The organism is Microcystis aeruginosa FD4 (assembly GCF_009792235.1).
Classification (GTDB): domain Bacteria; phylum Cyanobacteriota; class Cyanobacteriia; order Cyanobacteriales; family Microcystaceae; genus Microcystis; species Microcystis viridis.
Window position 1 is genome coordinate 220,309 of record NZ_CP046973.1, and the last position, 25,408, is coordinate 245,716.

Below are 25,408 nucleotides of genomic sequence, written 5' to 3' on the forward strand. Positions count from 1 at the left end.
TTTTGGCACAGAACCGGATATTCATAATGATTATTTATAATTTACCCCCGACCAACTCAAAAAAACCCCGGCCGACTTTCCCGATCGCTGCCGTCTGTGAGACAATCGATCGAGTGTTATCCTAAACTCCGCCAATTTTCATGTCCGACGACGCTACTATTCGCACTGCTGTACAACGTCTCTACAATACCTATCCTTTTCCCCCCGAACCGCTCCTAGACGAACCTCCTCCGGGTTACAATTGGCGCTGGAATTGGATTGCTGCCTATAACTTTTGTTGTCATCGTAAACCCGAACGAGAGGATATCCGGATTCTCGATGCGGGTTGTGGTACTGGTGCGGGAACCGAATATCTGCTTGCGCTCAACCCTTTCGCTCATGTAGTCGCTATAGATATCAGTGAAAAAGCTCTAGAAATTGCCAAAGAACGCTGTAATCGTTCGGGAGTCGCAGCAAAGCACCGAGGTTCTCTCGATTTTCACCATTTACCCCTTGAATCGGCCACTAATCTCCCCGGAGAATTTGATTTAATTAACTGCGTTGGGGTGCTGCACCATCTCCCGGACCCGATTAAAGGGATTCAATCCCTCGCGCAAAAACTGGCCCCCGGTGGTCTGCTGCATATTTTCGTCTATGCACAATTGGGCCGCTGGGAAATCCAGTTAATGCAGTCTGCGATCGCACTTTTGCAGGGAGACCGACGCGGGGATTATAAAGATGGGGTCGCTGTCGGCCGAGAGATTTTTGCCTCTCTACCAGAAGATAATCGCATTTTGAAACGGGAAAAAGAGCGTTGGTCAATGGAAAATCATCGCGATGAGTCCTTCGCTGATATGTATGTTCACCCCCGGGAAGTGGACTATAATATCGATACCCTCTTTCAACTGATTGACGCGTCAGGATTAGCCTTTATTGGCTTTTCTAACCCTTCCTACTGGCAATTAGAGCGTTTATTGGGTAAATCCCCCGAATTGATGGCTAGAGCGCAAAATTTAGGGGAAAGGGAACGTTATCGCTTGACGGAATTATTAGACCCCGAAATCACCCACTATGAATTTTTCCTCGCTAAACCACCGATTCTGACTGCCGATTGGTCCCGGGATCAAGTCCTAGAGAATGCAGTGGCCGAAGTTCATCCCTGTCTTTACGGTTGGCCTAGTGCAAGTGTTCTAGATTACGATTATCGGCCAGTTAATCTCTCGGAGAGAGAATTTGCTTTTCTACAAGCTTGTGATGGTCGTTTAACCGTGGCAGCAATCGATGCTCAAGTTGCTTTAGGATTAACTGGTGTGCGTTCTTTACAACAGCGCCAACTACTGATTTTAAGTTAGGGAAAATTTGGGGATGTTAGAGATAGCGTCCCTTAGCAATCGGTAACTTGTCAACTAACTTGGCTAAATTTTGCCAAAACTTCTTTTTTCTTAACAATTATCCCCTTCCTGTCCCCATAGTTTCAGCCCCAGAATTAACCGGGGCTGAATTATAATAGTTATATAGAGTGGACAAGGCTGATAAATTTCTGATCAGTTCGATTTTTCCCCGGATCGGCAAACGGGAGAGTTTAATCATTATCCCAAGATTCCGAGGCGATTAAGTCACCAATTTGATCTCTGAGAAGGTAGTCACATCGTTCTAGTTCACATTCAACACAAACCCACTCCCGGGGGGGAATGAACTGACAGAGGGTGTAGATCGGTTGGTGTCTGCTCACTACCCCCTGTTCTACCATCTGACGGACTTCGTCCTTGATCATCCTGATAGAGTAAGCGGTGGGAGCGGTGGAGAAAGTTATGGCACTCATGGGAGATTTCCTGCAAGATCTACAAAAGAAGTCTTATCAATAACTATAGTCTAACCTATAGGGGGACAAAAGAGATTTTTTGCTGTATCGACGATTACAATTTTTTATATATAGCGAAACCCTCTCCCCTCGCCAGTTTAGGCTTAGGTTAAGAAAAGTTAAATTTATCGGCTAAAAGTTGTCGAGTCCCCTTATGCCAAATCAGCGATCGGTGATCAGTTAAGCTGTTGAGTACCTAAATTACTGGTTAAGACTGCACCGGAGTGCTGGAGTTGGCAGCAGGGAGAGAAAGTTAGAGCTTTTGTACTGAATTTTTCCCTAAGCGGTTTAAAATCAGTACAGCTTGCACTTTACAATACCATTTTTCTTTATTCGTAGCAGGCATAACCGGGTGCATCTCCTATTGGTGATTTTCTCTCACTTATGGTGAGCAGCGGAAGTTGTTCAAAGAGGGCGAAGGCAATTCGCCCCTACAATAATATTATTGCGCCAATGGTAGGGGCGCACCGCGTGCGCCCAAAATGTAATATAGATATTTCGACAAAATTGAGATACACCAGGCATAACCATCTCTGTCATTACTTTTGAAAAATTGTATGATCAATGATCAGATTTGAGTTTTCAGTTCACTGATTACTGATTACTGTTTACTGATCACTGAAAAAAGCTTCCCACTTAAACTAATAAATGGGGAATAAAAATAAAAGCCGCTACGAGTAAAGCGGCGATCGAGGCGATTAAAACGGCACCGGCGGCACAATCTTTCGCTATTTTGGCTAAATCATGGTAGGATTGCCCCACCGTCAGATCTACCACTGATTCTAGGGCAGTGTTAATTAATTCTAAGACCATCACTAGGGCGCAGGTAAGGGAGACAATCGCCATTTCCATGGCATTAACCCGCAAAAATAAGCCCCAACTAATCGCTACTAGGGTAATCAGGGTGTGAATGCGAAAATTTCTTTGACTAACAAAAGCATAACGGACTCCTGCCCAAGCGTAGCGAAAACTGACTAATAGATTCGAGGCGACTTGCCAAGCGTATTCTCTTTGACTGGGATTGTTGCCCTCACTCACCTGTCCCGATCGAGGGATAAAATTATTGTTGAGATAGGGATTAGGTATGCTGGCAGATTGGTTGGCTTGATGATAATTTGTCTTCATATTCCTCAATAATGCTTGACAAAAACAACTAACTATGTATCGGCATTTCGACGGTTGTTAACAAAGTTTCCTGTAAAGATAGCATTTCCAAGAGACTTGTTTCATCGGGATGGTCCCAACCCAAAAGATGTAAACAAGCGTGGGTAGTTAACCAGGCCAATTCTCGCGCCAAAGGATGATTTTGTGTTAAAGCCTGTTGTTGTGCTGTCTCGACAGAGATGATAATATCCCCCAAATATAAAGGTTCTGTCTCTAAAATGCCCTCATCCACTGGGAAATCCACTTCCAGAGCGGCAAAAGCGAGAACATCCGTCGGTTGATCTTTGTGGCGATATTGGCAATTATAGTCCTGAATTTCTCGATCGTCTGTTAAGCGCAAACTTAGTTCATAACCGGCGGCAACGGGGAGATAATCCGATAGATAGCCTAACCATGTCTCCAACCAATAGTGCCAAGTTTCCCCATCCACAGGACTATTTCCGGGATCAAAATAATTATCCTGTAGGCATAAATCCACCACTAGGGGCAAAGTCTCACTCACCAGATTTCACCCTAGGGACGCGTCAGATAGGAAATACCGACAAAAAAGCCTAATAGGGCTGCCGTAGTCAAAAAAAAGTGTTTTAACGAGATGCCTTTTTTCTTAACCATATTCCGCATCGCCAGCTTAACGTAACTGGGTTGTGCTTCGGTGGCCGTTTCTACTGCGGGGTCAGTGGTGCTAACAGGTTCAGTCATCAGTAATTCCCCAGACAAGGATTGATCGCTATAAGTGTAACAGATTATTAAAAAAGTGCAAAAAAAATTCAATTATGGGAAAAATTGTTCCCCTTCCGGGATGGTAAAAACCCCTCAAACTGTTTAACCCAGAGGTTTCTAACCAGTTGTGCCTTTAAACAGGCCACTAGGTGAGGAGTCGGTCGTCAGTATTCAGGAGTCAGGAGATAGGGTGGTCACTGCGTGCGCGTTGCGGGGGGTTTTGGGGTGTTAGGGTTTTGGGGTGATAGGGTGATAGGGTTTTGGGGTGATAGGGTGATAGGGTTTTGGGGTGATAGGGTGATGAGACAGCTTCCCCACTTCCCCACTTCCCCATTTCCCCACTTCCCCATTTCCCCATTTCCCCATTTCCCCATTTCCCCACACCCCACTTCCCCACTTCCTCACACCCCACACCCCAGCAGTCTAACCATGTCTTCCCACGATACCGAAAGCATCCAGACTATTTTTCAAAAAATTTGGGGCTATGATAGCTTTCGCTTTCCCCAACAGGAGATTATCGAGACAATTTTAGCGGCAAAAGATGCCCTAATTGTCATGCCCACGGGATTTGGTAAATCTATCTGTTTTCAACTGCCCGCTTTATTAAAAACCGGCTTAACCCTAGTGATTTCTCCCTTAGTTGCCCTGATGGAAAATCAGGTGGCGGAATTATTAGCCAAAAAATTACCCGTCGCCCTCATTCATCACGAAATCCCCCGACAACAGAGAAAGAAAACTTTAGCTGCGATCGCAGATCAAACCCTGCGACTTCTCTATCTTTCCCCGGAAACCCTCTTAAGTCCGCCCCTCTGGTCAAAATTAACCCTTCCCCACGTTAAAATTAACGCTCTCATCCTCGACGAAGCCCATTGTTTAACCCAGTGGGGCGATAATTTTCGTCCTGCTTACCGTCGTCTCGGTGCTGTCCGTCCCGCTCTTCTGCAATCAAAACCGGCCGGCAGCCAAATAGCGATCGCTGCTTTTACCGCCACCGCTAATCCCGCCACCCGTGAGACTCTCACCCGTATCTTACAACTAGAAAAACCGCAGCTTTTCTTAATAAATCCTTACCGTCAAAACCTTGACTTAAGCACCAAAATATGTATTAGCCCCGGTTGTCGTCGTCATCAACTATTAAACTTTCTCACCGGTCAACCTCGACAATCCGGCCTGATCTATACTCGTTCCCGTCGCCATAGTGAAAATTTAGCGGCATGGTTGCAATCTCTCCATTATCGGACCAGTGCCTACCATGCCGGTTTATTGCCCTTTCAGCGTCGGGAAATAGAACAAAATTGGCTGCGGGGGGATTTAACTTTTGTTGTCTGTACCTCAGCTTTTGGCATGGGTATCAATAAACCCGATGTGCGTTGGGTTGTCCACTACCAACCCCCAGCTTTACTATCGGAATACCTACAGGAAATCGGCCGCGGTGGTCGCGATGGCGGCAAAATGCAGGCTCTCACCTTAATTAGTGAACCGACGGGATGGTTAGATAATAGCGATAAAAACCAGCAAAAATTCTTTAACTCCCAACAGGAACGCCAATACCGACAAGCTTGGCAAATTTTAGCCCAAATTCCCCTAGAGGGCAAAGTAGAGGCGATTAGTGCCGAATTTCCCGATGGTGCGCTTATTCTCTCCCTTTTACACAGTCTCGATCGCCTAGAATGGCTCGATCCTTTTCATTATCGGCTTATTTATCGTCATAATTCAGCCAAGATGACTTTTAAACCCAAAAATGAGATATTTCCCTACCTCTATACCCGTCGCTGTCGTTGGCACTTTCTCTTAAATGCCTTTGGTTTTCAGGAAAATGCCGACAATTTTCGCTGTGGTCATTGCGATAATTGTCGTCGCAATCGACCTCTGGTAAGCTAGGGAGCGCCAGAGCAGGGAGAGCAGAGCTTTTGTACTAAATTTTTTATGTCTTTTTTCTCCTCCTGTCTCGGATTCTCCTCAGCTAAGGTCAGATTTTTGATTTTTGCAGGAGATCTATAGCGGTTTTCCCAGAAGTTAGTCCCGATTGAATCTATCAAGGGATTTACTATACCTTACCCGAAATAATAGTGAAATTTTGTGACAAAGTGCAGCCAGATATAAGAATCTTTGCTAGATTTCTAGAAGGCTTCTGTGATAAGTCTCCTTAATTATCCTACGCACTTTGAACTGATATGGAACAACAACCCCCGCAATTAAACGGCGGTCAGAAAGAATTTACTATCAACTCGATTAATGACCGTCTACAAAAAGCAGTGGAATTGGCTAAAACTTGTGATCGGGATGCGGGGAGATCATCAAGGTATAAGCGGAGGGGTAGATTGATAAATGGGATAGGCGGTGGCTCAATAGCATTGCTAGGAATTGTAGTGACTGCACTTCCTCCCAATGCAGAGATTATTCGGAAATATATTGGTATTGCCAGTGCTGTGGCCGGCTCAATAATTGCGACCGCAGGTCAATATATTGACCCTGCAAGGGCTAGGCAACGTGCTATCGACCTAAAAACTTTAAAAGTACGACTAGACAATCTTGCAGAAGAGAGTCATGTGCAGTTTTTGGGGTTGCAGAATGATCAGGCAGATATAAATGAGCTAGTCGCATTGAATAAAAAGTTTATGGATGAGTTTGCCGAGATTCAAAAAGAAGCTTTTGACCGAGGGGTTGATGTTTGATTGGTTCGATTACTGAGAGATCTTTGAACGCCATCGAGTTGTAAGGTGTGTTAAAAAAATATGAAGCTCTAATTCCCCTGCAAATCCTCAAACCTGAGACTAAAATGTTGTAGTGTGATCGCCGATATTGTAGTAAGATGCACTCTAAGTATGATCGCCGATCTTGTAGGGTGCGTTCCCTAATGTGGCTCCTACGGCTCCACCGATCGATTTTTGGGGAACGCACCATGCACATTGATTGAAGCGCCGATTCAAATTTGAAGTGCGCCACTGGGGGACTTCCGATGAGGCGGATCATCAGTGCGATCGCTATCTCTGTAGGGTGCGTTCCCTAATGTGGCTCCTACTGCTCCACTGATCGATTTTTGGGGAACGCACCATGCACATTTATTGAAGCTGTGATACTAAATCCTGTTATAATAAAAGGACTAAGGGACTTCCAGAGAATAAAATACCCAACAAAAAAATAGAAAAGTGTTTTTTTGAAAAAGTAATTATTTTTGTCTAGGAAAACAAAGAATCTCCCATTACAACCTATTTTTCCGAAAAAATAGGCAGCACAAACTCTTATACTTCCGAGCTTTTTCGAGTATAACAAGGACAAGTTAAAGAATCAAAGACAGTTTTTAGCTAACCATCTTAGTTAACTACAAACTAGGTCTTATCATAATAGATATCAATAAACCATTGTCCCAAATCGGGAAAGTCTTGATTCGTTGATTCTGTGAGACGTTCGATTTTTTCTTCGATTTTTTCCCTGGCTTTTTTAGTAAGCTTTACTCCTTTTTCATAAGTTTCAGTAATCAACTTAACAATCGGGTGTTTTCCTTTCCAAGTCATAGTTTGGGCGAATTTCAAAGCGGTTTCGATTTCATCTAAAATACTCCCATTCCAAGGGTTTTCTAACACAGCCCAGGTTCGTTCAATAGGATTATATTTACTATGGTAGGGGGGATAGTAAGCTAAACGTATATTAACTTGATATTTTTGGGAAAACTCAACTATACGTTTCATGAACTGAGTTCGTCTCGAATTATTTTCTGGGCCATTATCTTGATTAATTATCAAAGTTTTAATTTTCTCAAAACGAGATTTTTCCGACTCCCAGAAATCCTCTAATATATCAACAATAAAGTCACTGGTGACTGTGGAGGTAGTGAAATACAAAAACAACTCATCAAATTCTGGAATAAATATTCCGTAAGGGGTTAGGGTTGTTTTCGGATTAAAATCATGATCGTTTGTTTCGACAGTTATTCTATTTTTACCTCCTCGATCCAACAGTCCAATATTAACACGGGCTTTGGCATCTAAACTAAGACGTAACATCGTAGGGTCTTCATCCGCTTCCCGATTAATGTTAGCTAATTCCTCAAAGATTGCCTCGGTTTCTGGAATTTTTTTTGAGGTAAAACTTTAGCGACTCTTTTCAGACGATAACCTAAGTTATTTAATTTAACCCGAATAGTTTCCTCGCTCGGTAAATCCTCATCACTGTACCCATATTTAGAGATTAATTGCTTTCGGACTTCGGCCGCACTCAGTCTCACATAAAGCCTTTGGCTTTTAAAACTTGGGTCAGTTTGGCTTTGAGAATCCACTAAACTTTTGATGTTTTCCAATAGAAAAGGTAAATGTTCTTCTGCTTTTTTCCGCCCCTTAGCTGAATGATTATCAACACAAATAATACCTCTTTTTAGTTCTTTAATTCCTTGACGAATAGTAGTTCGATTCCAGCCTAACTCCTGTGCAGCAAGGGTTTGTCCCCCATAGCCTAATTCTAAGACTGTTTGGGCCATGAATCTTCTTTTAGCTGCACCTTTTAATTGAAGTGCAGTTTCACTGAGCAATTTCTTGAGGGAATCAGTTAATTCCATATACACTTACAAAGAAAAACTTGATTAATAATGTACAGGATTAATTCTACTACAAAATTGGAAGGAGGAGGCAACCATCGACCCCTACCTCCTACACTCCGAGAATGATTATTATTCTTGAGAATGAATAGTTTATTTTTTGGAAGTCCCTAACTGAACTAAATTCTAAAAATGTGTTCTTACGCACATCGGCTAGTAATAATCAAGCGCAATTGTTGTATCAAAATATGGGTTTTCGTCATATGGACGGACTGTATACACAAGTTTTTCATAAACGTTTGGATGGTTTAGTTAGAGAAGATCGGTGAATCATAATGCTGAGACAGACAGGGCCGATCGAGTAAGCTTTACATTAAAGTTTGGGTTAAAATTATAGTCGTCACCCGTAAGGTTCCCTTACATATGGAGTCTTTACTATGCCCCAAGCCTTAAAAGCAGTTTACCGTGGTGGTACATTTATTCTTCAAACAGCCTGTAATTTGCCTGAAGGCATTGAAGTTGAGCTTTTCGTACAATCAGCCCAAGTTGCTCCACCCAGGATCACTGACATTGCTGCTAGAGAGAATTTCCTAAAGCTCCTTGTTGGGCGAATGCAACAAAACCCGATTCCCTCTAATGCTCCTCGTTTTACACGGGATATGTTGCATGAACGCCGTTGACACGAATATCCTGATTTACGTTAATGATCCTCGTGATCCTGATAAACAGGCAATAGCAGCTTCTTTAGTATCTTCATTGACAGACGGGGTTTTAGTCTGGCAGGTTGCCTGCGAATATTTGGCGGCAAGCCGCAAACTTGAGCCATTGGGGTATGACAGAGCGCAAGCCTATGATTACATTCGAGATTTGCAACAGGTTTGGTACACAGCTTTGCCAACTTGGGCTGTGATTAATCGTGCCGAGGACTTGATGAGCCGTTTTAGTCTGTCCCACTGGGATTCGATGGTGGTTGCTGCTTGCTTAGAAGCAAACGTCGAAACTCTCTACACAGAGGACTTTGGCTATTCAGATATTGATGGGCTAAAAATTGTCAATCCTTTCAAAAGTCCCTAAACCCTCCGCAGCATAACAACGCGCTGGAGCGGACGGTCGGAAGATCTCGTTGTGATGCTAGGGTTATCTGCCGCCGCTGAGCTAAGCCGTTCACCAGAAATATCTGGACTTCCCCCATACAGAAATACTAAAAAATCAACAAAACCCTTACTGCATGGGGCTTCTCAGAAAAAGTTGACAAGCCGCCACTGGGTACATTTTCCCTTGAAAATGGCTGTACCGTTGACTGTATCTGGAGTAGAGCGATGACCTAGAGTTGGCTGTATAGTGATCGCTAACCCTATTGTAACAGATGGTGTCATTAATCTCTAGAGTCAGCGATTCCCTCTGTAGTCATGTTTTTGATGGTTTTCTGCCCCGAAACAAGCTATAATGGTCGAAAGGTCAAATTTGAAAATTTTTGCCTCAAAGCCTATCTGCGTAAGGACTTCAGGATTTTGTGTCCAGTAGTCCATTAGTATTATATTGCTTTAACTCAAGCTCTGTAAGACTTTTAGCCATAGCTAGTATGTTTATACGGGGGAAGTCCAGAAATATGAAACGTGCTATCAAATGGATCGGTGGGATTCTTGGAGTCCTCGTTCTTGTCGTAGTATCGGCGTTTGCGTGGTTCGCCTACAGTTTCTTAGAGTCGCTAGAGCCCATTGAGTCCATTGATCAGTATCAGGAAGTATTGGCTTATTGGAAGGCGTGCGGACCCGGACTAGTAGATCACTTTCCCAGTTCTGTGCCAGCGTCTGCTCGCAACGTGAAGTTCTCTTCGTTTCCTGGATTTTTGCAGGGAGGAGGCCATGTGCAGATCAGAATGGAACTTCCCGAAGCAGAAGCGAAGAAGCTGTTTGAGCACGCAACAAAAACCGCCAAACAACATCGGGATGGGGGGAACCCCGTGTCCGGCCCCAGTCCACACACGCTTGCCAAAGACGCATACGAGTTTCCGGCCGACTACAGGATTTTCATCTTTCATGCGGAACCCTACAAGGAGGGATCAGGCCATGACTGGAACCATGGGGAGAGCAAGGGCATGGTTGTCAGCCTGCAACGAAACGAAGTCCTATACTATGCCGAGCAATGGTAACAAACAAAAGAGGCGAACAAGACGCTCCATCCAACGGCGGGCAGCGTCCTTCTTTGAATTCGGGCTTCCCTCCCCGCCGTGGATGAGCTAGATGGCGATCGCTATCTCTGTAGGGTGCGTTCCCTAATGTGGCTCCTACTGCTCCACCGATCAATTTTTGGGGAACGCACCATGCACATTGATTGAAGCTGTGGGTTTAAATGCGATGCCAAAGGCACTGGGTAGTGCGATCGCTATCTCTGTAGGGTGCGTTCCCTAATGTGGCTCCTACTGCTCCACCGATCAATTTTTGGGGAACGCACCATGCACATTGATTGAAGCTGTGGGTTTAAATGCGATGCCAAAGGCACTGGGTAGTGCGATCGCTATCTCTGTAGGGTGCGTTCCCTAATGTGGCTCCTACTGCTCCACTGATCGATTTTTGGGGAACGCACCATGCACATTAGACCTCCTGCAAAAATAGGAACTGATTATGTATAATAAAGTAAAACACTCAGAAAAACCATGACTTACGAAAAAGTAAAAAATTTGAATCCAGAAGAGTTTAAACGCTTTTGTGGAGTATATCCTGAAACATTTAAGGATATGGTGAAGGTTTTGGCTGCCGAAAAAGTTCTGCAAAAAAAATCGGGAAGACCAAGTAAATTAAGTCTAGAAGACCAAATCTTGATGACCTTAGAGTATTTACGGGAATATAGTACTTATTTCCATCTCGCAATTAATTGGGAGATTAATGAGACAACAGCCCTAAGAATCACTAGAAAGGTAGAAAATATTCTGATAAAATCTGGATTGTTTAATCTGCCTGGGAAAAAGACAGTTCACCGGGCGAATAGTGACCTAGAGGTAGTGGTAGTAGATGTAGCAGAGCATGAGATAGAAAGACCTCAAAAAAAGCAGAAAGATTACTATAGCGGGAAACAAGGCTATCATACAATAAAATCGCAAGTTCTTGCGGCACAAAAAACAGGAATGATAATCTGTACCGCTCATGGAAAGGGAAGAATACATGACTTTAATCTTTGGAAAAATAGTCAAATTGGGATCGATAAAAGTATTGAATGTTTAGCAGATAAGGGCGATCAAGGAATTCAAAAGCTGCACAAAAATAGTAGAATTCCTAACAAAAAAAAGAAAAATAAAGAATTAAGTTTAGAAGAAAAAGAATTTAATCGCCAGTTATCAAGAGAAAGAATTGTTATCGAACCTATTCACAGAAGTCTGAAGAGATTTAGAATTTTATCATCAAGATATAGGAATCGGAGACGACGTTTTGGTCTGAGATTTAATTTAATCGCTGGCATTTACAACTACGAACTTGCTTTAGGCTATCATCAAGTAGCTGAATAAGACTTTTGCAGGAGGTCTATTGATTGAAGCTGTGATACCAAATCCTGTTATAATAAAACGAGTAAAGACGATGCAGAAAAAACCATAACCCTGAAGGTGATTTCAAACCAGGAACTGAAACTTCTAGGATCAAGCTCAAATGCTTTATTGTTAAGATGTTAAGTGTGATCGCCATCTTTGTTGTTCAGGGTAAAATAGAGGGGTTAATTTTGAAATCGAGGTCATGCCGATGACAGTCCGCCAACGACGTTACAGCAAAGAGGAGATAGCTCGACGCGGGCAAGAACTTTATGAGTCTGGCATTCGGCAGCAAGTCGAAGCTGGCAACGAGGGCAAAATCCTAGCGATCGACATCGAAACCGGAAATTTTGAGGTTGATGAAACGGTCGTAGCTGCAACTAATCGGCTGTTTGAGCGCAATCCCGATGCCCAGCCTTTTGGAATTCGGATTGGACATCGCGCCGTTTATCACTTTGGTTCGCGGAGTTTGAAGAAGGGTCAATGATATATGGAGTGGTGAATTTGCGTCGGGAAGCCACGCTTTCCCTTGTTGTTGGTAATTCATCTGGTCAAAGAGAAGTCATCAATACCGTGATTGATACAGGGTTTGATGGCTTTCTGTCTTTACCCTCTGAAATCATTGTTCGTCTTGGATTGCCTTGGACGATTGCCAACCCAGCAACTCTGGGGGATGGTAGCGAAGTCTTGTTTGATTTTTACACCGCAACAGTCATTTGGGATGGGCAGTACCGTGAGGTCGATATTGCAGCATCAGAGACAGAACCGCTCCTCGGAATGGCGATGCTCTACGGCTATCGATTGCAGGTTGATAATGTTGAGGGCGGTATCGTGAAAATTGAAGCCTTGTGATCCTTGTTAGAAGCGATCGGCGAGGCACGGTCTAACAACACTCACGATAAAAATTGCTTGGCATGGATAGCTGTAACGACAATTTGTAACTACAATTGGTTATTGTAGCTGTCGTTCGGTTATGGAATATGAATGGGATGAAGCAAAACGTCTTGCTAATCTGCGTAAGCACGGAATAGATTTTACCGATGTTCCAGCCGTGTTTGATGGGGATATTGTAACAGTTGAGGACGATCGTTACGGTTATGGAGAGCAGCGTTTTGTCACATTCGGTTTGTTGCAAGGGCGAGTGATTGCCGTTGTCCATACAGAACGTGAGGATTGCACCCGTATTATTTCTGCAAGAAAAGCGACGAAATATGAACAACGAACCTACTTCGAGCAACTCTCAAACTGATTGGCAACGATTGGATGCGATGAGCGATGAAGATATTGATTTATCAGATTGTCCAGAGATTACGCCAGAAATCTTTGCTAAGGCGGTAGTGCGGCGGGGTTTACCTGCTACAAAAGCCAAGGCTCAAGTTACACTCCGCATTGATAGCGATGTATTAGAGTGGTTTAAGTCTCAAGGGCGTGGCTATCAAACACAGATCAATCAATTGCTACGAGCGTATATGGAGGCACATCAATAACAGGCAGATTCATGTTGTTGTATTTGAAAACAAGGATTGCAGCGGCATAACGTTAGGGTACTTGAGTGTGATCGCCAGTCTTGTGGGTTGGGTTGACGGCTGTTACCCAACTCCCTCAAAACCAAGATTAAATGCAGTAGGATAGACGTGGGATAGATTTTCTCTTATTGCCGTCAGCGAAACCGTCTATATTGAAACCAGTATTTTGGGTCATCTAACCGCAAGACCAACAGAAAAACTGATTCTTGCCGCCAACTAAAAAGCCTGAATCAATTTTATAACCAACGTCGAGCTAAGTTACAATCTCTGTTAAAAGGTAATCGTCAAAGTTCCCAGAGGCTTCGCCGTTTAACTCGCTGTCGAAATCAGAAAGTAGATGATTATCTTCATAAAGCTAGTCGTTATTTGGTTAAGCTCTTAGTTGACCAACAAATTACCACTTTAGTTAGGGTCTGCTGAATAAATCTAAAAACCTTGTTGGATAGGACTTTTAGACTTTTTTACCCTCAAAAAGTGCCAGCCATTGCGGGGATCGGGGGGAAAATTCAGGGACTTTTTCTCTGAAAATTAGGTAATTGACCAGATGAAAATTGGTAAAACCCTACACCCTACACCCCACACCCCACACCCTACCCCCACGAGAAACTTTTTGCCGCATACCCTAGTTATTGGGAAAAATGACGGTTGGAAACAAGAGGTAAACTTAGGGAAAGTCAATAATCAAAAGTTGGTGACCATCCCTCATGCTCGATTAATTGACATGATTAGTTATCAATGTCAATTAGTAGGAATCAAAGTGATTATTCAAGAGGAATCCTATACCTCCGTTGCTAATTTTTTGAATTTAGACCCCCTACCAGTGTAGGGACAAACAACTGAAAAGCCAGTGTTTTCAGGAAAAAGGATTAAACGAGGTTTATATCTGGACTTCCCCGTTGACAAAAAGCCATAACCTGTGCTGTAGAAGGGATTAAGAGAATTTCCGCCGCCCCTTTACTGGGTACAAATCAGGGAAACTCCCAATAAATCTAACGCTTTTTGTTGCAGTTGGGTCGGTCGAGTTATCTTAGAAAAACGATAACTTCCCTCCCTAATCGTACATTCCACTGTATTCAAGCAAATTGTCCCCAGGTCTTCTGTACAAAGTCCGAAAACTATGCACAGGGAGGTTCTCTTGATTCCGTTTTTTTCTCTCTTTCGATTGCACCGATTCACTGGGACTCGCTTTAATCACATTCAGAGAACTATCATCAATTTCTTCATCCTCAAATAATAAAGGAGCCAAGGACTGTTTTAAATGCCATTCCACATAATAAGCCAACATACATAAAAAGATCTGAGCTTTGACTCTATCACCCTTATAATGATAGATAGGACGTACCTTTAAATCAATTGACTTATAACAGCGAAATGCCTCCTCCACTTGAGATAAACTTTTATAAGCTTTAACCGTCGTCGCTGCATCCATCCAGGTTGACTCCAGAGAAGTTCTTAACACATACACACCATCCAAAGCCGTTTCTTGAGCGATTAATTCCAGCTTACGCTGATAATAAAAGCCTTCTTCTGTTATCTCTAGGTTATAGTATTTATTGACTTTAAACTGATTAAGAACCTTGCCCACTCTCAAAGCTATCTTATCTTGACCCTTTAAAGCTCTTTTCTCCCTTTGAGTCGCCTGAACAATCAAATCTAGTTCCTTCTCTGTTGCCTCTAATAAGGCCTCTCTTTCTTGTTGATTTTTCTGGGCAATGAAGGGATTTCGACAAGCAATTAATCTTTCGTCGGGATAATCTTCGCTCTCAAATTCTACCAAGTTTACCTGCTCAAATAATCCTAATTGAATCACTTCTACCTCAGCCAGTTTCCGAATTTGAGGCTTAGTTAAACCAGTAATATAGTCTAATCCTTCTATCGGTTTTACTAATTCGTTGATTTTCGAGTTAGTTAAAATTTCTCTATCACTTACCCAGACCACATTCTCAATCCCCCAACCCATTGATGACTTTCTCAATTTGTCCGCTTAAAGTAGCACCGTCTGAGGTGTTTCCTTCACAGACTTCTACCGCTATCGGACAACCCTTAGCTGAACATAACAAACCAAAAACTATCTGAGGTTTTCCTTTCTTTTTATCTCGATTATCACCATATTTTCCCAGTTCACAACCATTTCCTTCTAGGTAGGTAGAAGTGACATCATACAAGACTAATGTTCCTGATTCCAAGTGTTTAAGTGCTAGGTGCTTCTCAATTTTCTCTTGTTTTTCTAATAACCAATCTAAGGCGTTATCTAATTCGTCTTCATCGGCTTTCTCTAAGTCTAACAATTGTCCTAAACTCTGACTGCAAGTCTCGCTATTAAACCCTCTCGCTGTGGCTAGTTTCGATTTAGGATTGATGATTCTTGCCACAATCATCGCCACCACTAAGTTTCTGATTCGTGAGGATTTTTCACTGATTATTTTATCTAAACCTAATTTTTTAATCGTCTCTAAAATAGCCATTACATGACCAGGAGGAAGACTTCTAATCACTTCAAAATGATTGGGAATGCCTTCAGTCATGGACAGTGTTGCTCCTTTAAGAGCCAGTTTTAGATTGTCGATAATATCATCGGGTAATTTTGAGAGATTAGCCAAGGTTCTTTTTTTGACTTGATCTCCTTCTTTTGTAGGACTCTCGAAGAAGAACAGCGGGGGGAGAATTACGGTTAGGAACTTTTTCTATATACATGACTACTATTCTACAAATGGAGAGAATTCTTGTCCATTAAAAAATGTTACAAATTACATGGGTACATTAAGAAAAGTTAATGGGTGTATCCATTGATGTATAAGGGTTTTCGGCTATTATGGTATATATGTATGGGGTAAGTTCAGGTATAGGTCTTTTAATCGCTCTTTTTCTGGGTGATTGTCGATCTTGAATCAAATCTCGGTTTTCCTCGAGGAAAGAAATTAACTGATCATCAGGGATTTCTAGGAACTCGCCAGTTTTCGATAAAACAGTAGCCATGGTAAATCGGACTCCTGAATATTCGTCTCGATCGCTATCATAGCAGTCCTCTACTAACAGGGAGTTCCCTAAACTCAAAGAAATCACCACTTAGGGGTATATTCATTGCCTTTATTCCTGCGATTTTTTCGGCCACTGCTGACGGCGATAACTGCTATACTGCCCATGAACATTGACTAGATAGGGAACTAGATAAGTCAGTGATGCCGCCAGCCAGCGATCGCTTGTCATCCGCCCAGACATTATAGCATAACCGTGGTTAATTGTCAATAAAATCGTCCCCACCACTACAGCCACTTTTATCCCAGTGGGGGCAAATTGGGGGGATAATAAAGCATGAAAATAGCCGATAACTCCTTTCATTGCCTATAAATCGCACTCTATCAGGCGAGTAAAGCAAAAAGTCACCATTTTTAACCCGTAGGGAGACTTCCACCAGAGAGCGGGAAAACAACCTTCAGGAGCTGCTAGACTAAAATCCCAGTGGTCATAATCATCAATACGCCACTCATCTTTGTTGCGCCATCCTACCAACTCCCCAAATTTTCTAATCGTTTCCGCGTCTTGGGTACGCAGGGTGTTAATATCACCCCCGGCGGCAAAATATAACTTCACCTGATTGCTAAAACCGAAATGATCGCCGCTATAATTTTTCCAAAGGCGATCAAGTACCCGAATTACATTAACGGGAAACCGCATCATATCCTCTGGGGTTAAAGTATCCCGGGTTCTGCCGGCAGCTTCGAGGATAACTCGGAGAGTTTCTGCGTCTGCCTCCTTAAAGTTCCCCTCAGCTAGTAATTGCTGTAATTTACCATAGCGCTCGATGTCTGGTACTAACATCTGACGCGCTTCGATCAGGGCAACCCGTTCGGTTAAAGATTGCAATTGAGCTAAAATATCCTGAAGTTGGGCGTTAATATCTGTCATAAATGTAGGTTGGTTTGTTGACTGCAAAAATTAGCGATTTATCGGCAGAATAATTATTGATTTACCGCTGCTAATCGCGACTTAACAAAGCGATTCATCCATGCTTCTAGATAGATGCGATTGGCTTTTTGTTCTTTTAAATCTGTGGTAGTTAAAGGATAAGGTGCTAATCCTTGAATGGCTGCCGTTGTCACACAAAACATCGACTTTTGAAAAGTTTCGCAGATCTGGACTAATAAATCTTCTTCTTGACGAAAACTCTTTTTATAAATGTCGTGCAGATAATCTGGTAAAAAGTGACGCATATCCTGCATTAATAGTGTAGGGGGAATCCCTGCACCTCCTATGGGTAAAGGATCCGCATACAAAGCACCATAGGCAAACATTCCTTGATCGTAGGGAATTTGATAGGCTTGGGCATTATAGGAAATTGTACCGGGAAAAGGTGTTCCGCGAAAGAAAACCGCCTCAACGTAGGGGATTGCCGTATCGGCAAGAAAGGTTAATCCTGCCGATTTGGGGATAAGATCATAGGTTTGCCCTTTGATTTTTACTTGATAGACAATTGGTTTACTAGCATTATCAACTAAATTTTTCTTAATGTGTGCCACCACTTCGGGAATATTGGTAATTTTTCCGGCATCGTAGAGATCGGATAAACTTAAAAAAGTATCGGCCATAATTCGCCAAAATTGACCTAAACCGCTATAGTAGGCCATCATCCGCATTTGTTCTGGCAAAAATTCAGGAAAGGCTTTATTTAAACTTAAAACTAGGGGATTATTCCTAAATTTGGCTTGAATAACTTTGGCTGTCACTTCCCGAAAAGCGGCACTATCTACATAACTATCTAAACCACCACCACCATGCCAAAACATGGCTTTCATACAGTATTCAGCATACTCAAAATTAATGCGATCATGCCACCAGTGTTGTAGTAATTTCTGCCAAGATACTTGACCATTAAAATATTTAAAGAAGGGGAAAAAAACCAAAAACTGATTTTCCGCAATATAAATTAAATTTTTGGAATAAGCATCTAACACCACTCCGTAACTTTTCAGGATACCCACTACCTCGATCAAATTTTGGGGAGTATCTTTTAACAATGCTTCCCCAGCAGTGAGACGATCAATATAGGATGCTAGAGGGTGAGAGGAGGACTTGACAGGGGTAGTGACCATGCTAGAAGCTTGATAAAATAACTTTCCTTATCTATTTTAACCCATAAAAGCACAACCAATTAGCGGCGGTGGCACGGCGAGTCATGCGGGGATTGAATTCGCCAATTTTATAACCGGTAAACCCCAATTTATCTTTTAATAATTGTTTATTTTCTGGCAAGATTGATCGAGTTAATTTTACTGTTGGAGGACGATTGGCAATAAAATCGGGAGGCTGAGGATATTCCCGTCGCCAATCCTCCTCTACTTGACTATTATCCCATTTTCCTTGACTTTCATCGTAGCGATAACCTAAAGTTTGCCAAACCAATTTATTAACGGTTTCGTCGTCAATTTCATCGTTAATAATCGCCCAAATTGTCTCTATATTTAATTCTGGTAGTTCCATAGATTAAGTAAATGGGTGATGGGGTGATGGGGAAGTGGGGAAGTGGGGAAGTGGGGAAGTGGGGAAGTGGGGAAGTGGGGAAGTGGGAAAGTGGGGAAGTGGGGAAGTGGGGAAGTTGTCTCATCACCCTATCACCCCAAAACCCTATCACCCTATCACCCTATCACCCTATTTCCTGACCACCGACGACCGGCTCCTGCCTACGGTTAAAATAACTGGTGAATAACATCATCGATCATCGCGTAAGCGTAGCCTATTTTGCCTCCTTCTAACGCCAAAATTATTTTTATCTTAACTATCGGTGTGGTGTCGGTTTCTGCATCGGCAATTTTTATCCGGTTAGCGATCGAAGCGGTAGGTAATGCTACGATCGCATTTAGTTTATTTTTAGCGACTTCTCGTCTGATATTGGCTTCTGTTGTCCTAATTCCGAACTGGTTGACCTTATCACGCCAAAAAGTCCCTATTCAAGCCTATTATTACGCAGTGGGGGCAGGATTTTGTTTAGCTCTCCATTTTGCTACTTGGATTACTTCTCTATCCTACACCTCGATCGCCGCTTCTACCACTTTAGTCACCACTAATCCTCTCTGGGTTTCTCTGTTGGGTTGGTGGTGGTTTCGAGAAAAACCGAGCAAATTAACTTTTATCGGCATTTTTGTGGCTCTAACGGGGGGATTATTGATTGTTTTAGCCCATCGAGAGGTCAGTAGTTCTTATCCTAACCCTTTATTGGGTAATAGCTTGGCTTTAATTGGGGCAATTCTCGTTAGTGGTTATATTCTCCTCGGACGAGAAGCACAAAGAAAGGGCTTAAATATTAAGAATTATATAACTGTAGCCTACACTACCGCAGGATTAGCTTTATTACCTTCTATTTTTTTATTCGGTCAAGGTTACGAAAGCTATCCCTTATCCGTGTATGTTTATGTGTTAATGATGGCGATTTTTCCGCAATTAATCGGTCATACTAGCTTTAACTGGGCTTTGCGATGGGTAGCACCGACAATAGTAACCATGGTAATTTTATTAGAGCCAATCGCCGCTAGTCTTTTAGGACTGTTCATTTTTGGTGAAATACCCCCCCAAGAAGTCATTTATGGCGGATTAATTCTGTTAATCGGCGTAGGCATTGCTATTTTGGGGGGATAAGCTGTTAGTGTATCTAATATTACTGGTTAATTGTGATCTTGATCGCGGATGATGATCACAGACAAACAGTAGATTAGTATACAATGCTAACTGCATGAGAGTTTAGACAATCTAACTCACTTGAGCAATAGGGTTTTCGGGGAATTAATTCCCTGACTAGAGTTAGAAATATTCCATCATCTGGGTACTCTGTAGTTGAGAGATAAAAAAAGCCAGTGGTTTTCAGGAAAAACTTGGGGGGGGTGAAAAGTGAAATCAAAAGGAAAGGGGATACAGTCAAAACTGCCTTCGTCCGAGTCGGGTTTCTCGATGTTAGAAGTGATAATTGCCATTTTGACTATTACCGCTTTCTTAACAGGAACCTTACAGTTAATGGCAGTGGATGCCTTATATAGAGTCCGGGCAGAAAGACAATCTCGAGCTAACTTTTGGATACAAAAAGATTTTGAGGATGTCAAATATTTAGCTTCGAATGTGGATACCAAATTTGTCAGTTCAGATGTATGTACAAATATCAATCAGGGTTATGCCACAGCCTTAAGAAGACAACTAACAGATACTCCCCCCCCGGCCGACCCTCCGAAGGAAAAATTAGAAGCAACAGAAGAAATTGTCGGTAAAAAATATTCTCTCTATCGGACTTTTGATATTACTAACCAATCGAATAATCCCCATCGCCTTCGTATTGATTATCGAGTCGAAGCAAAAGATCAAACTCCTAAAGATTACCCCAACCAAGAAAATGTTATTGCCAAAAGTTCTGTCGAGGTGATTCCCGATGCGTCGTTTAACTGTCCATAAAAATCAGGGTTTTACCCTGTTAGAAATTTTGGTAGCTTTGGCAATTACGGGAGTTCTTGCCGCCTTAACTGGACCTAATTTATTAGCTTGGTTAAATAGCAATAAAGTCCAAGAAGCCACCGATTCTATACAATCAGCGCTACGGGATGCCCAAAGACAAGCTATCCGTCGAGGGAGAAGTTGCACGATTAATTTTACTGAAGGGACTGGCACTCCCAAGGTTTACTCGCAAATAACCGCCAGTGAAGCAGGTTGTTTAGTGGCGACTAATACTAACGCGAGTTCCTTAAGTCTGCCGGAGGAAGTATTTATGGTGGTGAGTAATTTTCCGAAATTTCCCCCTGTGAGTGGCAGTCCGGGGATTCGCTTTTCTTTTCGGGGTCATGTGCCGGGGTTAACCTTTGCTCCGCCTGGTGGTCCAGCGATAATCGTATTATATCCCGCCGCCAATGCCTCCGCCGATCCCTATCCCAAGCAAGAAAAAAAATGTCTAGTTATTGCTTCTCTGCTAGGAATAGTTAAACAAGGTACTTATAACGGCGATCCTCTAGGTACGCTCAATGCCAATAATTGTCAAATCCGTCTTGATGGAACTGAACCCTAGATTAGGGGAGATGGGGAGATGGGGAGATGGGGAGATGGGGAAATGGGGAGATGGGGAGATGGGGAGATGGGGAAATGGGGAGATGGGGAGATGGGGAGATGGGGAGATGGGGAAATGGGGAGATGGGGAGATGGGGAGATGGGGAAATGGGGAGATGGGGAATTCAACTAATACCCCAAAACCCCAAAACCCTAACACCCCAAAACCCCAACCCCTAACCCCCAAATCCTAACTTTTGATTGCTCAGAAATAGTCGTAATTTCAATAAACTGAGAGTTTGACCGAGATTGAGGGGAAGGAGAGAAATGCCTTCTAACCGCGATTGTAACCAACCATCGCCCCAATACCATTCGTGATAGCCATCGATAGCTTGACTCAAAAGCAAGCGTAAACACTGGTCATTGGCCAATAAAACCTGATGTTGTACGGGAATTAAACCTAACCAAGAGGTAAAAGTCAAACCTTCCTCTAATTTATCGGGTAGATTAGGCGAGAGCATTTGCGGCCACAGCCATTGACGGAGATGAGCAGTTTTGAGCAAACTATCCCGGATAGCCTGTTCACTGGCCGAGATTTCGATACGCAGCTGACTTTGTTGAAAATTGCCGAACATATGATTGTCTGATAATTTTTGTTAAGTTAGTTAAAGAATAACTAAAAATCGGGACAGCGTTTTCCAAGGATAACAGTAAGTAGTATGGCAGATAAATTAATCCGCGCCACGGCCGCCGATGGGGGAATTAGAGTAGTAGGAGTGATTACCACTCGTTTAACCGAAGAAGCTCGCCAAAGACATCAATTATCTAACGTAGCCACCGCCGCTCTCGGTCGCACGATGGCATCGGCTTTACTCTTGGCTTCCAGTTTAAAAAAACCCGGTTCTAGGATCAATATTCGCATTAAAGGCGACGGTCCCTTGGGTGGGGTCTTGGTTGATGCCGGACTCGATGGCACGGTGCGGGGTTATGTGGACTGTCCCCAGGTGGAATTACTCCCCAATGCTAAGGGTAAATTAGATGTGGGTCGCGCCGTCGGTGACAAGGGTTATGTGCGGGTCTTGCGGGAAGAAAAAGGTGAGGAGAGAAATGAACTTCAAGAAAGCATAGTGGAAATAGTTTCTGGGGAAGTGGGGGAAGATATCGCCTACTACTTGGACCAATCGGAACAAATTCCCTCCGCTTTGCAAGTGGGGGTTTTTGTCGGTACGACCACAGGAGTAACGGCTGCTGGGGGAATTTTATTACAAGTTCTCTCTAAAGAAGCGTCCCGGGATGAGGTCTTGGTGGCTCGTTTAGAGTCGAGATTGCGAAAATTAACGGGATTTACGCCCCTTTTACGGGCAGGAAAAGGACTAGAAGATATTTTTCAGGAACTTCTCGGAGATATGGGTCTAGAAATTTTTCCAGCTGTGCAGATGCTGCGTTTTGATTGTGATTGCTCTTTTGAACGGGCCTTAGGAGCTTTAAAATTTTTAGGGGTCGATGAATTAAAAGACATTATCGAAAAGGATAAACAAGCGGAAGCCGTCTGTGAGTTTTGTCGGGAAGTGTATAATGCCAACGAGAGACAATTAATCGAATTAGTCGAGTCTCTACAGGCTGAATCTTGCTGAGAAGTTGGGCAATGAGCGCCATTAGGGTAAAATCTATCTAAAATATCTGCCGGGGAGTCGTGAATGTTTAAAGGAAAAGAATTAACCGAAAATCTAGTCAAACGAGAATCGATTGACTCCCTGACTCGTTGGCCAGAGAAAACTAAGTCTTTTCTTTTTCTCTTTTGGTACCGATACCAGCATCGTTTCACTTGGAAAGTTTGGGCGGCTTTATTTGTGGTGGTCTTTGGTGGTGTTGGCTTTCTGGCCACTTGGCAGTTATTAAATATGCAGAAGTCGCCCAATTGTCCGAAAATCTTCTGGCCTATTGCTTCTGCCTCCCTGCGTCTCTACTGCGCTCAACTTTCCGCCGATAGTCGCACCGTGGAAGGTTTACTCGCAGCAATTGCCCTGGTGGAAGCTTTACCCGAAGACCATCCCTTGCGATCGCAAGTTAATCAACAGTTGGAAGAATGGGCGCGAGATATCCTGAATTTGGCTGAAAAAGACTATCAAGCGGGAAATTTAGAGCAAGCGATCGCTAAAGCTCGTCAAATCCCCAATAATATGGCAGTAGCGGCAATTATTGAAGAAAGAATCGCTAAGTGGCAAGAAACTTGGACGGAAGGCAACGAGATCTTAAGCAAACTAGAGGAAAATCTCCGCGCTTCCAACTGGAATCAATCTTTCCGTCTAGCAGTGGATTTATTGAACTTAAATAACGAATATTGGGCAACGGTTAAGTATAATGAAGCGATTGCGAAAATTACCGTCGCCCGGGAAGATAGCAGTAAATTAGATAATGCCTTTAATCTCTTTGCCCGGGGCGGTCTCGACAATTGGTTGAAAGTCATCGAAGAAGCTAGAAAAATTCAAGCCAGCAGTTATGCCTATCAAGAGGCACAAAAATTAATCGGGAAAACCGAGGATAAACTAAAAGAATACGCCGAAAGATTAATTGAGCGGAAGCAATGGCAAGCTCTCCGGGATTTGGCTAACCAAACCCCCAAAGACCTCAAAATTAAAGAAGATGTCACCGATTGGTCTCTCTTGTCCACAGCGGCCTTAGATGGGGAAACTGGCACGGTGGAGGGATTAGAAGCTGGCATCTTGGGACTAGAACAAATCGACGCTTCTCGACCCCTCCATCAAACAGCCCTAGCTATGAGGGAGCGCTGGCAGTTACAGGTACAGGATCTAAAAATATTGTCTGAGGCTAGAGATTTAGCACAAGCAGGTACAATCGAGCAGTATAGCGCCGCTATCGCGAAAGCGGGCGAGGTTCCCCGTAATAATCCCCTCTGGTCGCAAGCACAGCAGGAAATTGGCTCTTGGAATCGTCAAATACAAGTCATTGAAGACCGACCGATTTTAGAACGGGCGCGGGAAATAGCTCTCCCTGGCGATATTAACTCTCTCAGTAACGCTATTATTCAGGCGCGAGCAATCGCTAACAATCGGGCCTTATACAGAGATGCTCAACGGGAAATTGGCGGCTGGCAAGCGCGGATTGAACGCATGGAGGATCAACCTATTTTAGATCAGGCTCAAGCTTTGGCCAATCTCAAAGACTATAGCACAGCGATCGAAACTGCCAATCAAATTCCCCCCAGTCGCGCTCTTTCTGCGGAAGCGTCCCAAAATATCCGTCGTTGGCGCCGAGAGTTGCGGGCCCGTCAAAATCTCCAGCAGGCTAATCAATTAGCGGCGATGGGAACCGCAGAAGGTTTAACCCGAGCGATTGCTTTAGTTACCAATATTTCCACTAAAACTGATGCGGGTGTGCAACGGAGTGAATTGCTGGAACGTTGGAGTTATCAGCTTTTGTCTTTAGCCACGGACCAAGCTAATAATGGCCGTTATCTGGAAGCTATTCGCCTTGCTGAATCCGTATCCCCCGAAAGTACCGCTTACAGTTCGGCTCGCTCCCAAATGCAAGGCTGGCGCAATATTCTCCAACCTCCGGCCCCAGCGCCAATAGTTGAATCGACTCCCCTTTCCCCGGAGTCCCCGCTCGAAGCACCAAGTCCGGGTCAATAATCAGTTTTAGAGGCTGTTTTTGCCGTGGATTACCCCTAAAAAAAGTCCCTCATTCCCGGGGGTCTGTTAAGTTAAATCTGTATTATACTAAATCCTGTTTACAAGGTATGGGAGAGCGGGGAGAAACAATCCATAACTTGGGAGTTCATCGCACTATTAAAAACCGATTTATACTAAATCCATTGAGTACAGGCTAGTTATGAGGAGAGGCACTCATGCAAGAGGCAAAAGGCAAAAGGGAATAAATAATCAGTTTTTAATAACTGGATTTAGTATTAGTATAAATTGCCAACAAATAACCAAAGCCAATTTTAAAAAGATAAAAGGTGTTAAGTAGTCGTGCAAAATTAATTTCCTAGTGAAGATAGGCAAGAGGCAAGAGGCAAGAGCGGGGTTAGATATGTGTAATTAATTTTGCTTAGGTACTTATCAATTAAATTA

The 25,408-nt window shown here is 43.2% G+C and carries 30 protein-coding genes and 3 pseudogenes; 21 read left to right on the forward strand and 12 right to left on the reverse strand.

Annotated features, from left to right (window positions below; all coding sequences use genetic code 11):
• Positions 1 to 140 precede the first annotated feature (140 nt).
• Positions 141 to 1,331: a class I SAM-dependent methyltransferase gene (locus GQR42_RS01040; protein ID WP_158198569.1), complete on the forward strand. Its 1,191-nt coding sequence runs from the start codon at positions 141 to 143 to the stop codon at positions 1,329 to 1,331.
• 230 nt (positions 1,332 to 1,561) lie between these two features.
• Here the strand turns inward: GQR42_RS01040 and GQR42_RS01045 are convergent, their stop codons facing one another.
• From GQR42_RS01045 to GQR42_RS01065, 5 genes are all read right to left on the reverse strand, one after another.
• Positions 1,562 to 1,801, reverse strand: a complete 240-nt coding sequence (locus GQR42_RS01045) for a DUF4327 family protein (RefSeq protein ID WP_002738935.1) — start codon at positions 1,799 to 1,801, stop codon at positions 1,562 to 1,564.
• Between the two features lie 675 nt (positions 1,802 to 2,476).
• The gene (locus tag GQR42_RS01050; RefSeq protein ID WP_158198570.1) at positions 2,477 to 2,965 is read right to left on the reverse strand and encodes a diacylglycerol kinase family protein; all 489 of its coding nucleotides are present in this window, start codon (positions 2,963 to 2,965) and stop codon (positions 2,477 to 2,479) included.
• Positions 2,966 to 2,993: 28 nt separating this feature from the next.
• On the reverse strand, positions 2,994 to 3,506 hold the full coding sequence (gene ybeY / locus GQR42_RS01055; protein WP_158198571.1) for an rRNA maturation RNase YbeY: 513 nt from the start codon (positions 3,504 to 3,506) through the stop codon (positions 2,994 to 2,996).
• 11 nt (positions 3,507 to 3,517) lie between these two features.
• Positions 3,518 to 3,703: a DUF3285 domain-containing protein gene (locus GQR42_RS01060; protein ID WP_002739193.1), complete on the reverse strand. Its 186-nt coding sequence runs from the start codon at positions 3,701 to 3,703 to the stop codon at positions 3,518 to 3,520.
• A gap of 215 nt (positions 3,704 to 3,918) precedes the next feature.
• Positions 3,919 to 4,098 (reverse strand): hypothetical protein, encoded by a 180-nt coding sequence (locus GQR42_RS01065; RefSeq protein WP_233271212.1) that lies wholly within the window; start codon positions 4,096 to 4,098, stop codon positions 3,919 to 3,921.
• A gap of 55 nt (positions 4,099 to 4,153) precedes the next feature.
• Between GQR42_RS01065 and GQR42_RS01070 the strand changes: the two genes are divergently transcribed.
• Both GQR42_RS01070 and GQR42_RS01075 read left to right on the forward strand, forming a co-directional pair.
• Complete coding sequence (locus GQR42_RS01070; RefSeq protein WP_158198573.1) at positions 4,154 to 5,605, forward strand: RecQ family ATP-dependent DNA helicase; 1,452 nt, start codon at positions 4,154 to 4,156, stop codon at positions 5,603 to 5,605.
• A gap of 293 nt (positions 5,606 to 5,898) precedes the next feature.
• Entirely contained in the window at positions 5,899 to 6,399 is a 501-nt protein-coding gene (locus GQR42_RS01075; protein WP_158198574.1) for a hypothetical protein, read from the forward strand.
• Positions 6,400 to 7,053: 654 nt separating this feature from the next.
• On the opposite strand, the gene GQR42_RS01080 is transcribed toward GQR42_RS01075, so the two are convergent.
• Positions 7,054 to 8,276 (reverse strand): ISAzo13-like element ISMae28 family transposase gene (locus tag GQR42_RS01080; protein ID WP_158198575.1). Its coding sequence is split into 2 segments (ribosomal slippage): positions 7,054 to 7,796 and positions 7,796 to 8,276, totalling 1,224 coding nucleotides; the frame shifts between segments, so codons are not numbered across the junction.
• A gap of 416 nt (positions 8,277 to 8,692) precedes the next feature.
• Between GQR42_RS01080 and GQR42_RS01085 the strand changes: the two genes are divergently transcribed.
• The 11 genes and pseudogenes from GQR42_RS01085 to GQR42_RS01130 all read left to right on the forward strand — a co-directional run.
• Complete coding sequence (locus GQR42_RS01085) at positions 8,693 to 8,935, forward strand: antitoxin family protein (RefSeq protein WP_158198576.1); 243 nt, start codon at positions 8,693 to 8,695, stop codon at positions 8,933 to 8,935.
• Entirely contained in the window at positions 8,922 to 9,329 is a 408-nt protein-coding gene (locus GQR42_RS01090) for a PIN domain-containing protein (RefSeq protein ID WP_158198577.1), read from the forward strand. The genes GQR42_RS01085 and GQR42_RS01090 overlap by 14 nt, the downstream gene beginning before the upstream one ends.
• Positions 9,330 to 9,864: 535 nt before the next feature.
• Complete coding sequence (locus GQR42_RS01095; RefSeq protein WP_158198578.1) at positions 9,865 to 10,407, forward strand: hypothetical protein; 543 nt, start codon at positions 9,865 to 9,867, stop codon at positions 10,405 to 10,407.
• Between the two features lie 504 nt (positions 10,408 to 10,911).
• Positions 10,912 to 11,757: an IS5 family transposase gene (locus tag GQR42_RS01100; RefSeq protein ID WP_158198579.1), complete on the forward strand. Its 846-nt coding sequence runs from the start codon at positions 10,912 to 10,914 to the stop codon at positions 11,755 to 11,757.
• A gap of 229 nt (positions 11,758 to 11,986) precedes the next feature.
• Positions 11,987 to 12,262, forward strand: coding sequence for a hypothetical protein (locus GQR42_RS01105; protein WP_158198580.1), 276 nt, complete (start codon positions 11,987 to 11,989; stop codon positions 12,260 to 12,262).
• Entirely contained in the window at positions 12,259 to 12,627 is a 369-nt protein-coding gene (locus GQR42_RS01110; RefSeq protein WP_158198581.1) for a clan AA aspartic protease, read from the forward strand. Before GQR42_RS01105 ends, GQR42_RS01110 begins: the two co-directional genes overlap by 4 nt.
• A gap of 121 nt (positions 12,628 to 12,748) precedes the next feature.
• A complete protein-coding gene (locus GQR42_RS01115) occupies positions 12,749 to 13,024 on the forward strand; it encodes a BrnT family toxin (protein ID WP_002785632.1) in 276 nt (91 codons plus the stop codon).
• Positions 12,987 to 13,262 (forward strand): BrnA antitoxin family protein, encoded by a 276-nt coding sequence (locus GQR42_RS01120; RefSeq protein ID WP_158198582.1) that lies wholly within the window; start codon positions 12,987 to 12,989, stop codon positions 13,260 to 13,262. Before GQR42_RS01115 ends, GQR42_RS01120 begins: the two co-directional genes overlap by 38 nt.
• Positions 13,263 to 13,428: 166 nt before the next feature.
• Positions 13,429 to 13,518: pseudogene (locus GQR42_RS30260) on the forward strand (type II toxin-antitoxin system VapC family toxin); the annotation flags it as partial.
• Positions 13,519 to 13,526: 8 nt separating this feature from the next.
• The gene (locus GQR42_RS01125) at positions 13,527 to 13,721 is read left to right on the forward strand and encodes a transposase (protein WP_233271437.1); all 195 of its coding nucleotides are present in this window, start codon (positions 13,527 to 13,529) and stop codon (positions 13,719 to 13,721) included.
• Between the two features lie 199 nt (positions 13,722 to 13,920).
• Positions 13,921 to 14,124: pseudogene (locus tag GQR42_RS01130) on the forward strand (IS200/IS605 family accessory protein TnpB-related protein); the annotation flags it as partial.
• 131 nt (positions 14,125 to 14,255) lie between these two features.
• Here the strand turns inward: GQR42_RS01130 and GQR42_RS29770 are convergent.
• The 5 genes and pseudogenes from GQR42_RS29770 to GQR42_RS01160 all read right to left on the reverse strand — a co-directional run bounded on the left by GQR42_RS29770 (position 14,256) and on the right by GQR42_RS01160 (position 18,779).
• A pseudogene (locus GQR42_RS29770) lies at positions 14,256 to 15,995 on the reverse strand (IS1634 family transposase).
• 393 nt (positions 15,996 to 16,388) lie between these two features.
• Positions 16,389 to 16,640 carry a nitrate/nitrite transporter NrtS gene (gene nrtS, locus GQR42_RS01145; RefSeq protein WP_158198584.1) on the reverse strand — a complete coding sequence of 84 codons (252 nt, stop codon included), beginning with the start codon at positions 16,638 to 16,640 and terminating at the stop codon, positions 16,389 to 16,391.
• Between the two features lie 3 nt (positions 16,641 to 16,643).
• Positions 16,644 to 17,207, reverse strand: a complete 564-nt coding sequence (locus tag GQR42_RS01150; protein ID WP_158198585.1) for a GUN4 domain-containing protein — start codon at positions 17,205 to 17,207, stop codon at positions 16,644 to 16,646.
• A 53-nt stretch (positions 17,208 to 17,260) separates the two neighbouring features.
• Positions 17,261 to 18,391 (reverse strand): CO2 hydration protein, encoded by a 1,131-nt coding sequence (locus GQR42_RS01155; protein ID WP_158198586.1) that lies wholly within the window; start codon positions 18,389 to 18,391, stop codon positions 17,261 to 17,263.
• A 31-nt stretch (positions 18,392 to 18,422) separates the two neighbouring features.
• Positions 18,423 to 18,779, reverse strand: coding sequence for a DUF1823 family protein (locus tag GQR42_RS01160; protein ID WP_045358538.1), 357 nt, complete (start codon positions 18,777 to 18,779; stop codon positions 18,423 to 18,425).
• Between the two features lie 11 nt (positions 18,780 to 18,790).
• Here GQR42_RS01160 and GQR42_RS01165 point away from each other — a divergent pair, with 11 nt between their 5' ends.
• The 5 genes from GQR42_RS01165 to GQR42_RS01185 all read left to right on the forward strand — a co-directional run bounded on the left by GQR42_RS01165 (position 18,791) and on the right by GQR42_RS01185 (position 21,507).
• The gene (locus GQR42_RS01165) at positions 18,791 to 18,958 is read left to right on the forward strand and encodes a hypothetical protein (RefSeq protein WP_158198587.1); all 168 of its coding nucleotides are present in this window, start codon (positions 18,791 to 18,793) and stop codon (positions 18,956 to 18,958) included.
• 79 nt (positions 18,959 to 19,037) lie between these two features.
• Positions 19,038 to 19,931, forward strand: coding sequence for a DMT family transporter (locus GQR42_RS01170; RefSeq protein WP_158198588.1), 894 nt, complete (start codon positions 19,038 to 19,040; stop codon positions 19,929 to 19,931).
• Between the two features lie 309 nt (positions 19,932 to 20,240).
• Complete coding sequence (locus GQR42_RS01175; RefSeq protein ID WP_158198589.1) at positions 20,241 to 20,732, forward strand: type 4 pilin; 492 nt, start codon at positions 20,241 to 20,243, stop codon at positions 20,730 to 20,732.
• Positions 20,710 to 21,336, forward strand: coding sequence for a GspH/FimT family pseudopilin (locus tag GQR42_RS01180; protein WP_158198590.1), 627 nt, complete (start codon positions 20,710 to 20,712; stop codon positions 21,334 to 21,336). Before GQR42_RS01175 ends, GQR42_RS01180 begins: the two co-directional genes overlap by 23 nt.
• Before the next feature lie 18 nt (positions 21,337 to 21,354).
• Complete coding sequence (locus tag GQR42_RS01185) at positions 21,355 to 21,507, forward strand: hypothetical protein (protein WP_158198591.1); 153 nt, start codon at positions 21,355 to 21,357, stop codon at positions 21,505 to 21,507.
• Between the two features lie 43 nt (positions 21,508 to 21,550).
• Here GQR42_RS01185 and GQR42_RS01190 read toward each other — a convergent pair whose 3' ends face one another.
• Positions 21,551 to 21,949 (reverse strand): hypothetical protein, encoded by a 399-nt coding sequence (locus tag GQR42_RS01190; protein ID WP_158198592.1) that lies wholly within the window; start codon positions 21,947 to 21,949, stop codon positions 21,551 to 21,553.
• An 84-nt stretch (positions 21,950 to 22,033) separates the two neighbouring features.
• On the opposite strand from GQR42_RS01190, the gene hslO reads away from it, so the two are divergent.
• Entirely contained in the window at positions 22,034 to 22,948 is a 915-nt protein-coding gene (gene hslO / locus GQR42_RS01195) for an Hsp33 family molecular chaperone HslO (protein WP_158198593.1), read from the forward strand.
• Positions 22,949 to 23,011: 63 nt separating this feature from the next.
• Positions 23,012 to 24,967 carry a chromosome segregation ATPase gene (locus tag GQR42_RS01200; RefSeq protein ID WP_158198594.1) on the forward strand — a complete coding sequence of 652 codons (1,956 nt, stop codon included), beginning with the start codon at positions 23,012 to 23,014 and terminating at the stop codon, positions 24,965 to 24,967.
• Positions 24,968 to 25,408 lie beyond the last annotated feature (441 nt).

What these genes read in the sequence shown, in the direction of transcription:
- GQR42_RS01160 (WP_045358538.1), bottom strand. Translation starts at nt 18,779, where the DNA reads ATGGAACTACCAGAATTAAATATAGAGACAATTTGGGCGATTATTAAC.
- GQR42_RS01095 (WP_158198578.1), top strand. Translation starts at nt 9,865, where the DNA reads ATGAAACGTGCTATCAAATGGATCGGTGGGATTCTTGGAGTCCTCGTT.
- GQR42_RS01110 (WP_158198581.1), top strand. Translation starts at nt 12,259, where the DNA reads ATGATATATGGAGTGGTGAATTTGCGTCGGGAAGCCACGCTTTCCCTT.
- GQR42_RS01165 (WP_158198587.1), top strand. Translation starts at nt 18,791, where the DNA reads ATGGGTGATGGGGTGATGGGGAAGTGGGGAAGTGGGGAAGTGGGGAAG.
- GQR42_RS01070 (WP_158198573.1), top strand. Translation starts at nt 4,154, where the DNA reads ATGTCTTCCCACGATACCGAAAGCATCCAGACTATTTTTCAAAAAATT.
- GQR42_RS01190 (WP_158198592.1), bottom strand. Translation starts at nt 21,949, where the DNA reads ATGTTCGGCAATTTTCAACAAAGTCAGCTGCGTATCGAAATCTCGGCC.
- GQR42_RS01065 (WP_233271212.1), bottom strand. Translation starts at nt 4,098, where the DNA reads ATGGGGAAATGGGGAAATGGGGAAATGGGGAAGTGGGGAAATGGGGAA.
- GQR42_RS01085 (WP_158198576.1), top strand. Translation starts at nt 8,693, where the DNA reads ATGCCCCAAGCCTTAAAAGCAGTTTACCGTGGTGGTACATTTATTCTT.
- GQR42_RS01115 (WP_002785632.1), top strand. Translation starts at nt 12,749, where the DNA reads ATGGAATATGAATGGGATGAAGCAAAACGTCTTGCTAATCTGCGTAAG.
- GQR42_RS01060 (WP_002739193.1), bottom strand. Translation starts at nt 3,703, where the DNA reads ATGACTGAACCTGTTAGCACCACTGACCCCGCAGTAGAAACGGCCACC.
- nrtS (WP_158198584.1), bottom strand. Translation starts at nt 16,640, where the DNA reads ATGAAAGGAGTTATCGGCTATTTTCATGCTTTATTATCCCCCCAATTT.
- GQR42_RS01185 (WP_158198591.1), top strand. Translation starts at nt 21,355, where the DNA reads ATGGGGAGATGGGGAGATGGGGAAATGGGGAGATGGGGAGATGGGGAG.
- GQR42_RS01180 (WP_158198590.1), top strand. Translation starts at nt 20,710, where the DNA reads ATGCGTCGTTTAACTGTCCATAAAAATCAGGGTTTTACCCTGTTAGAA.
- GQR42_RS01155 (WP_158198586.1), bottom strand. Translation starts at nt 18,391, where the DNA reads ATGGTCACTACCCCTGTCAAGTCCTCCTCTCACCCTCTAGCATCCTAT.
- GQR42_RS01105 (WP_158198580.1), top strand. Translation starts at nt 11,987, where the DNA reads ATGACAGTCCGCCAACGACGTTACAGCAAAGAGGAGATAGCTCGACGC.
- GQR42_RS01200 (WP_158198594.1), top strand. Translation starts at nt 23,012, where the DNA reads ATGTTTAAAGGAAAAGAATTAACCGAAAATCTAGTCAAACGAGAATCG.
- GQR42_RS01075 (WP_158198574.1), top strand. Translation starts at nt 5,899, where the DNA reads ATGGAACAACAACCCCCGCAATTAAACGGCGGTCAGAAAGAATTTACT.
- hslO (WP_158198593.1), top strand. Translation starts at nt 22,034, where the DNA reads ATGGCAGATAAATTAATCCGCGCCACGGCCGCCGATGGGGGAATTAGA.
- GQR42_RS01120 (WP_158198582.1), top strand. Translation starts at nt 12,987, where the DNA reads ATGAACAACGAACCTACTTCGAGCAACTCTCAAACTGATTGGCAACGA.
- GQR42_RS01175 (WP_158198589.1), top strand. Translation starts at nt 20,241, where the DNA reads ATGTTAGAAGTGATAATTGCCATTTTGACTATTACCGCTTTCTTAACA.
- GQR42_RS01045 (WP_002738935.1), bottom strand. Translation starts at nt 1,801, where the DNA reads ATGAGTGCCATAACTTTCTCCACCGCTCCCACCGCTTACTCTATCAGG.
- GQR42_RS01150 (WP_158198585.1), bottom strand. Translation starts at nt 17,207, where the DNA reads ATGACAGATATTAACGCCCAACTTCAGGATATTTTAGCTCAATTGCAA.
- GQR42_RS01040 (WP_158198569.1), top strand. Translation starts at nt 141, where the DNA reads ATGTCCGACGACGCTACTATTCGCACTGCTGTACAACGTCTCTACAAT.
- GQR42_RS01100 (WP_158198579.1), top strand. Translation starts at nt 10,912, where the DNA reads ATGACTTACGAAAAAGTAAAAAATTTGAATCCAGAAGAGTTTAAACGC.
- GQR42_RS01050 (WP_158198570.1), bottom strand. Translation starts at nt 2,965, where the DNA reads ATGAAGACAAATTATCATCAAGCCAACCAATCTGCCAGCATACCTAAT.
- GQR42_RS01090 (WP_158198577.1), top strand. Translation starts at nt 8,922, where the DNA reads ATGAACGCCGTTGACACGAATATCCTGATTTACGTTAATGATCCTCGT.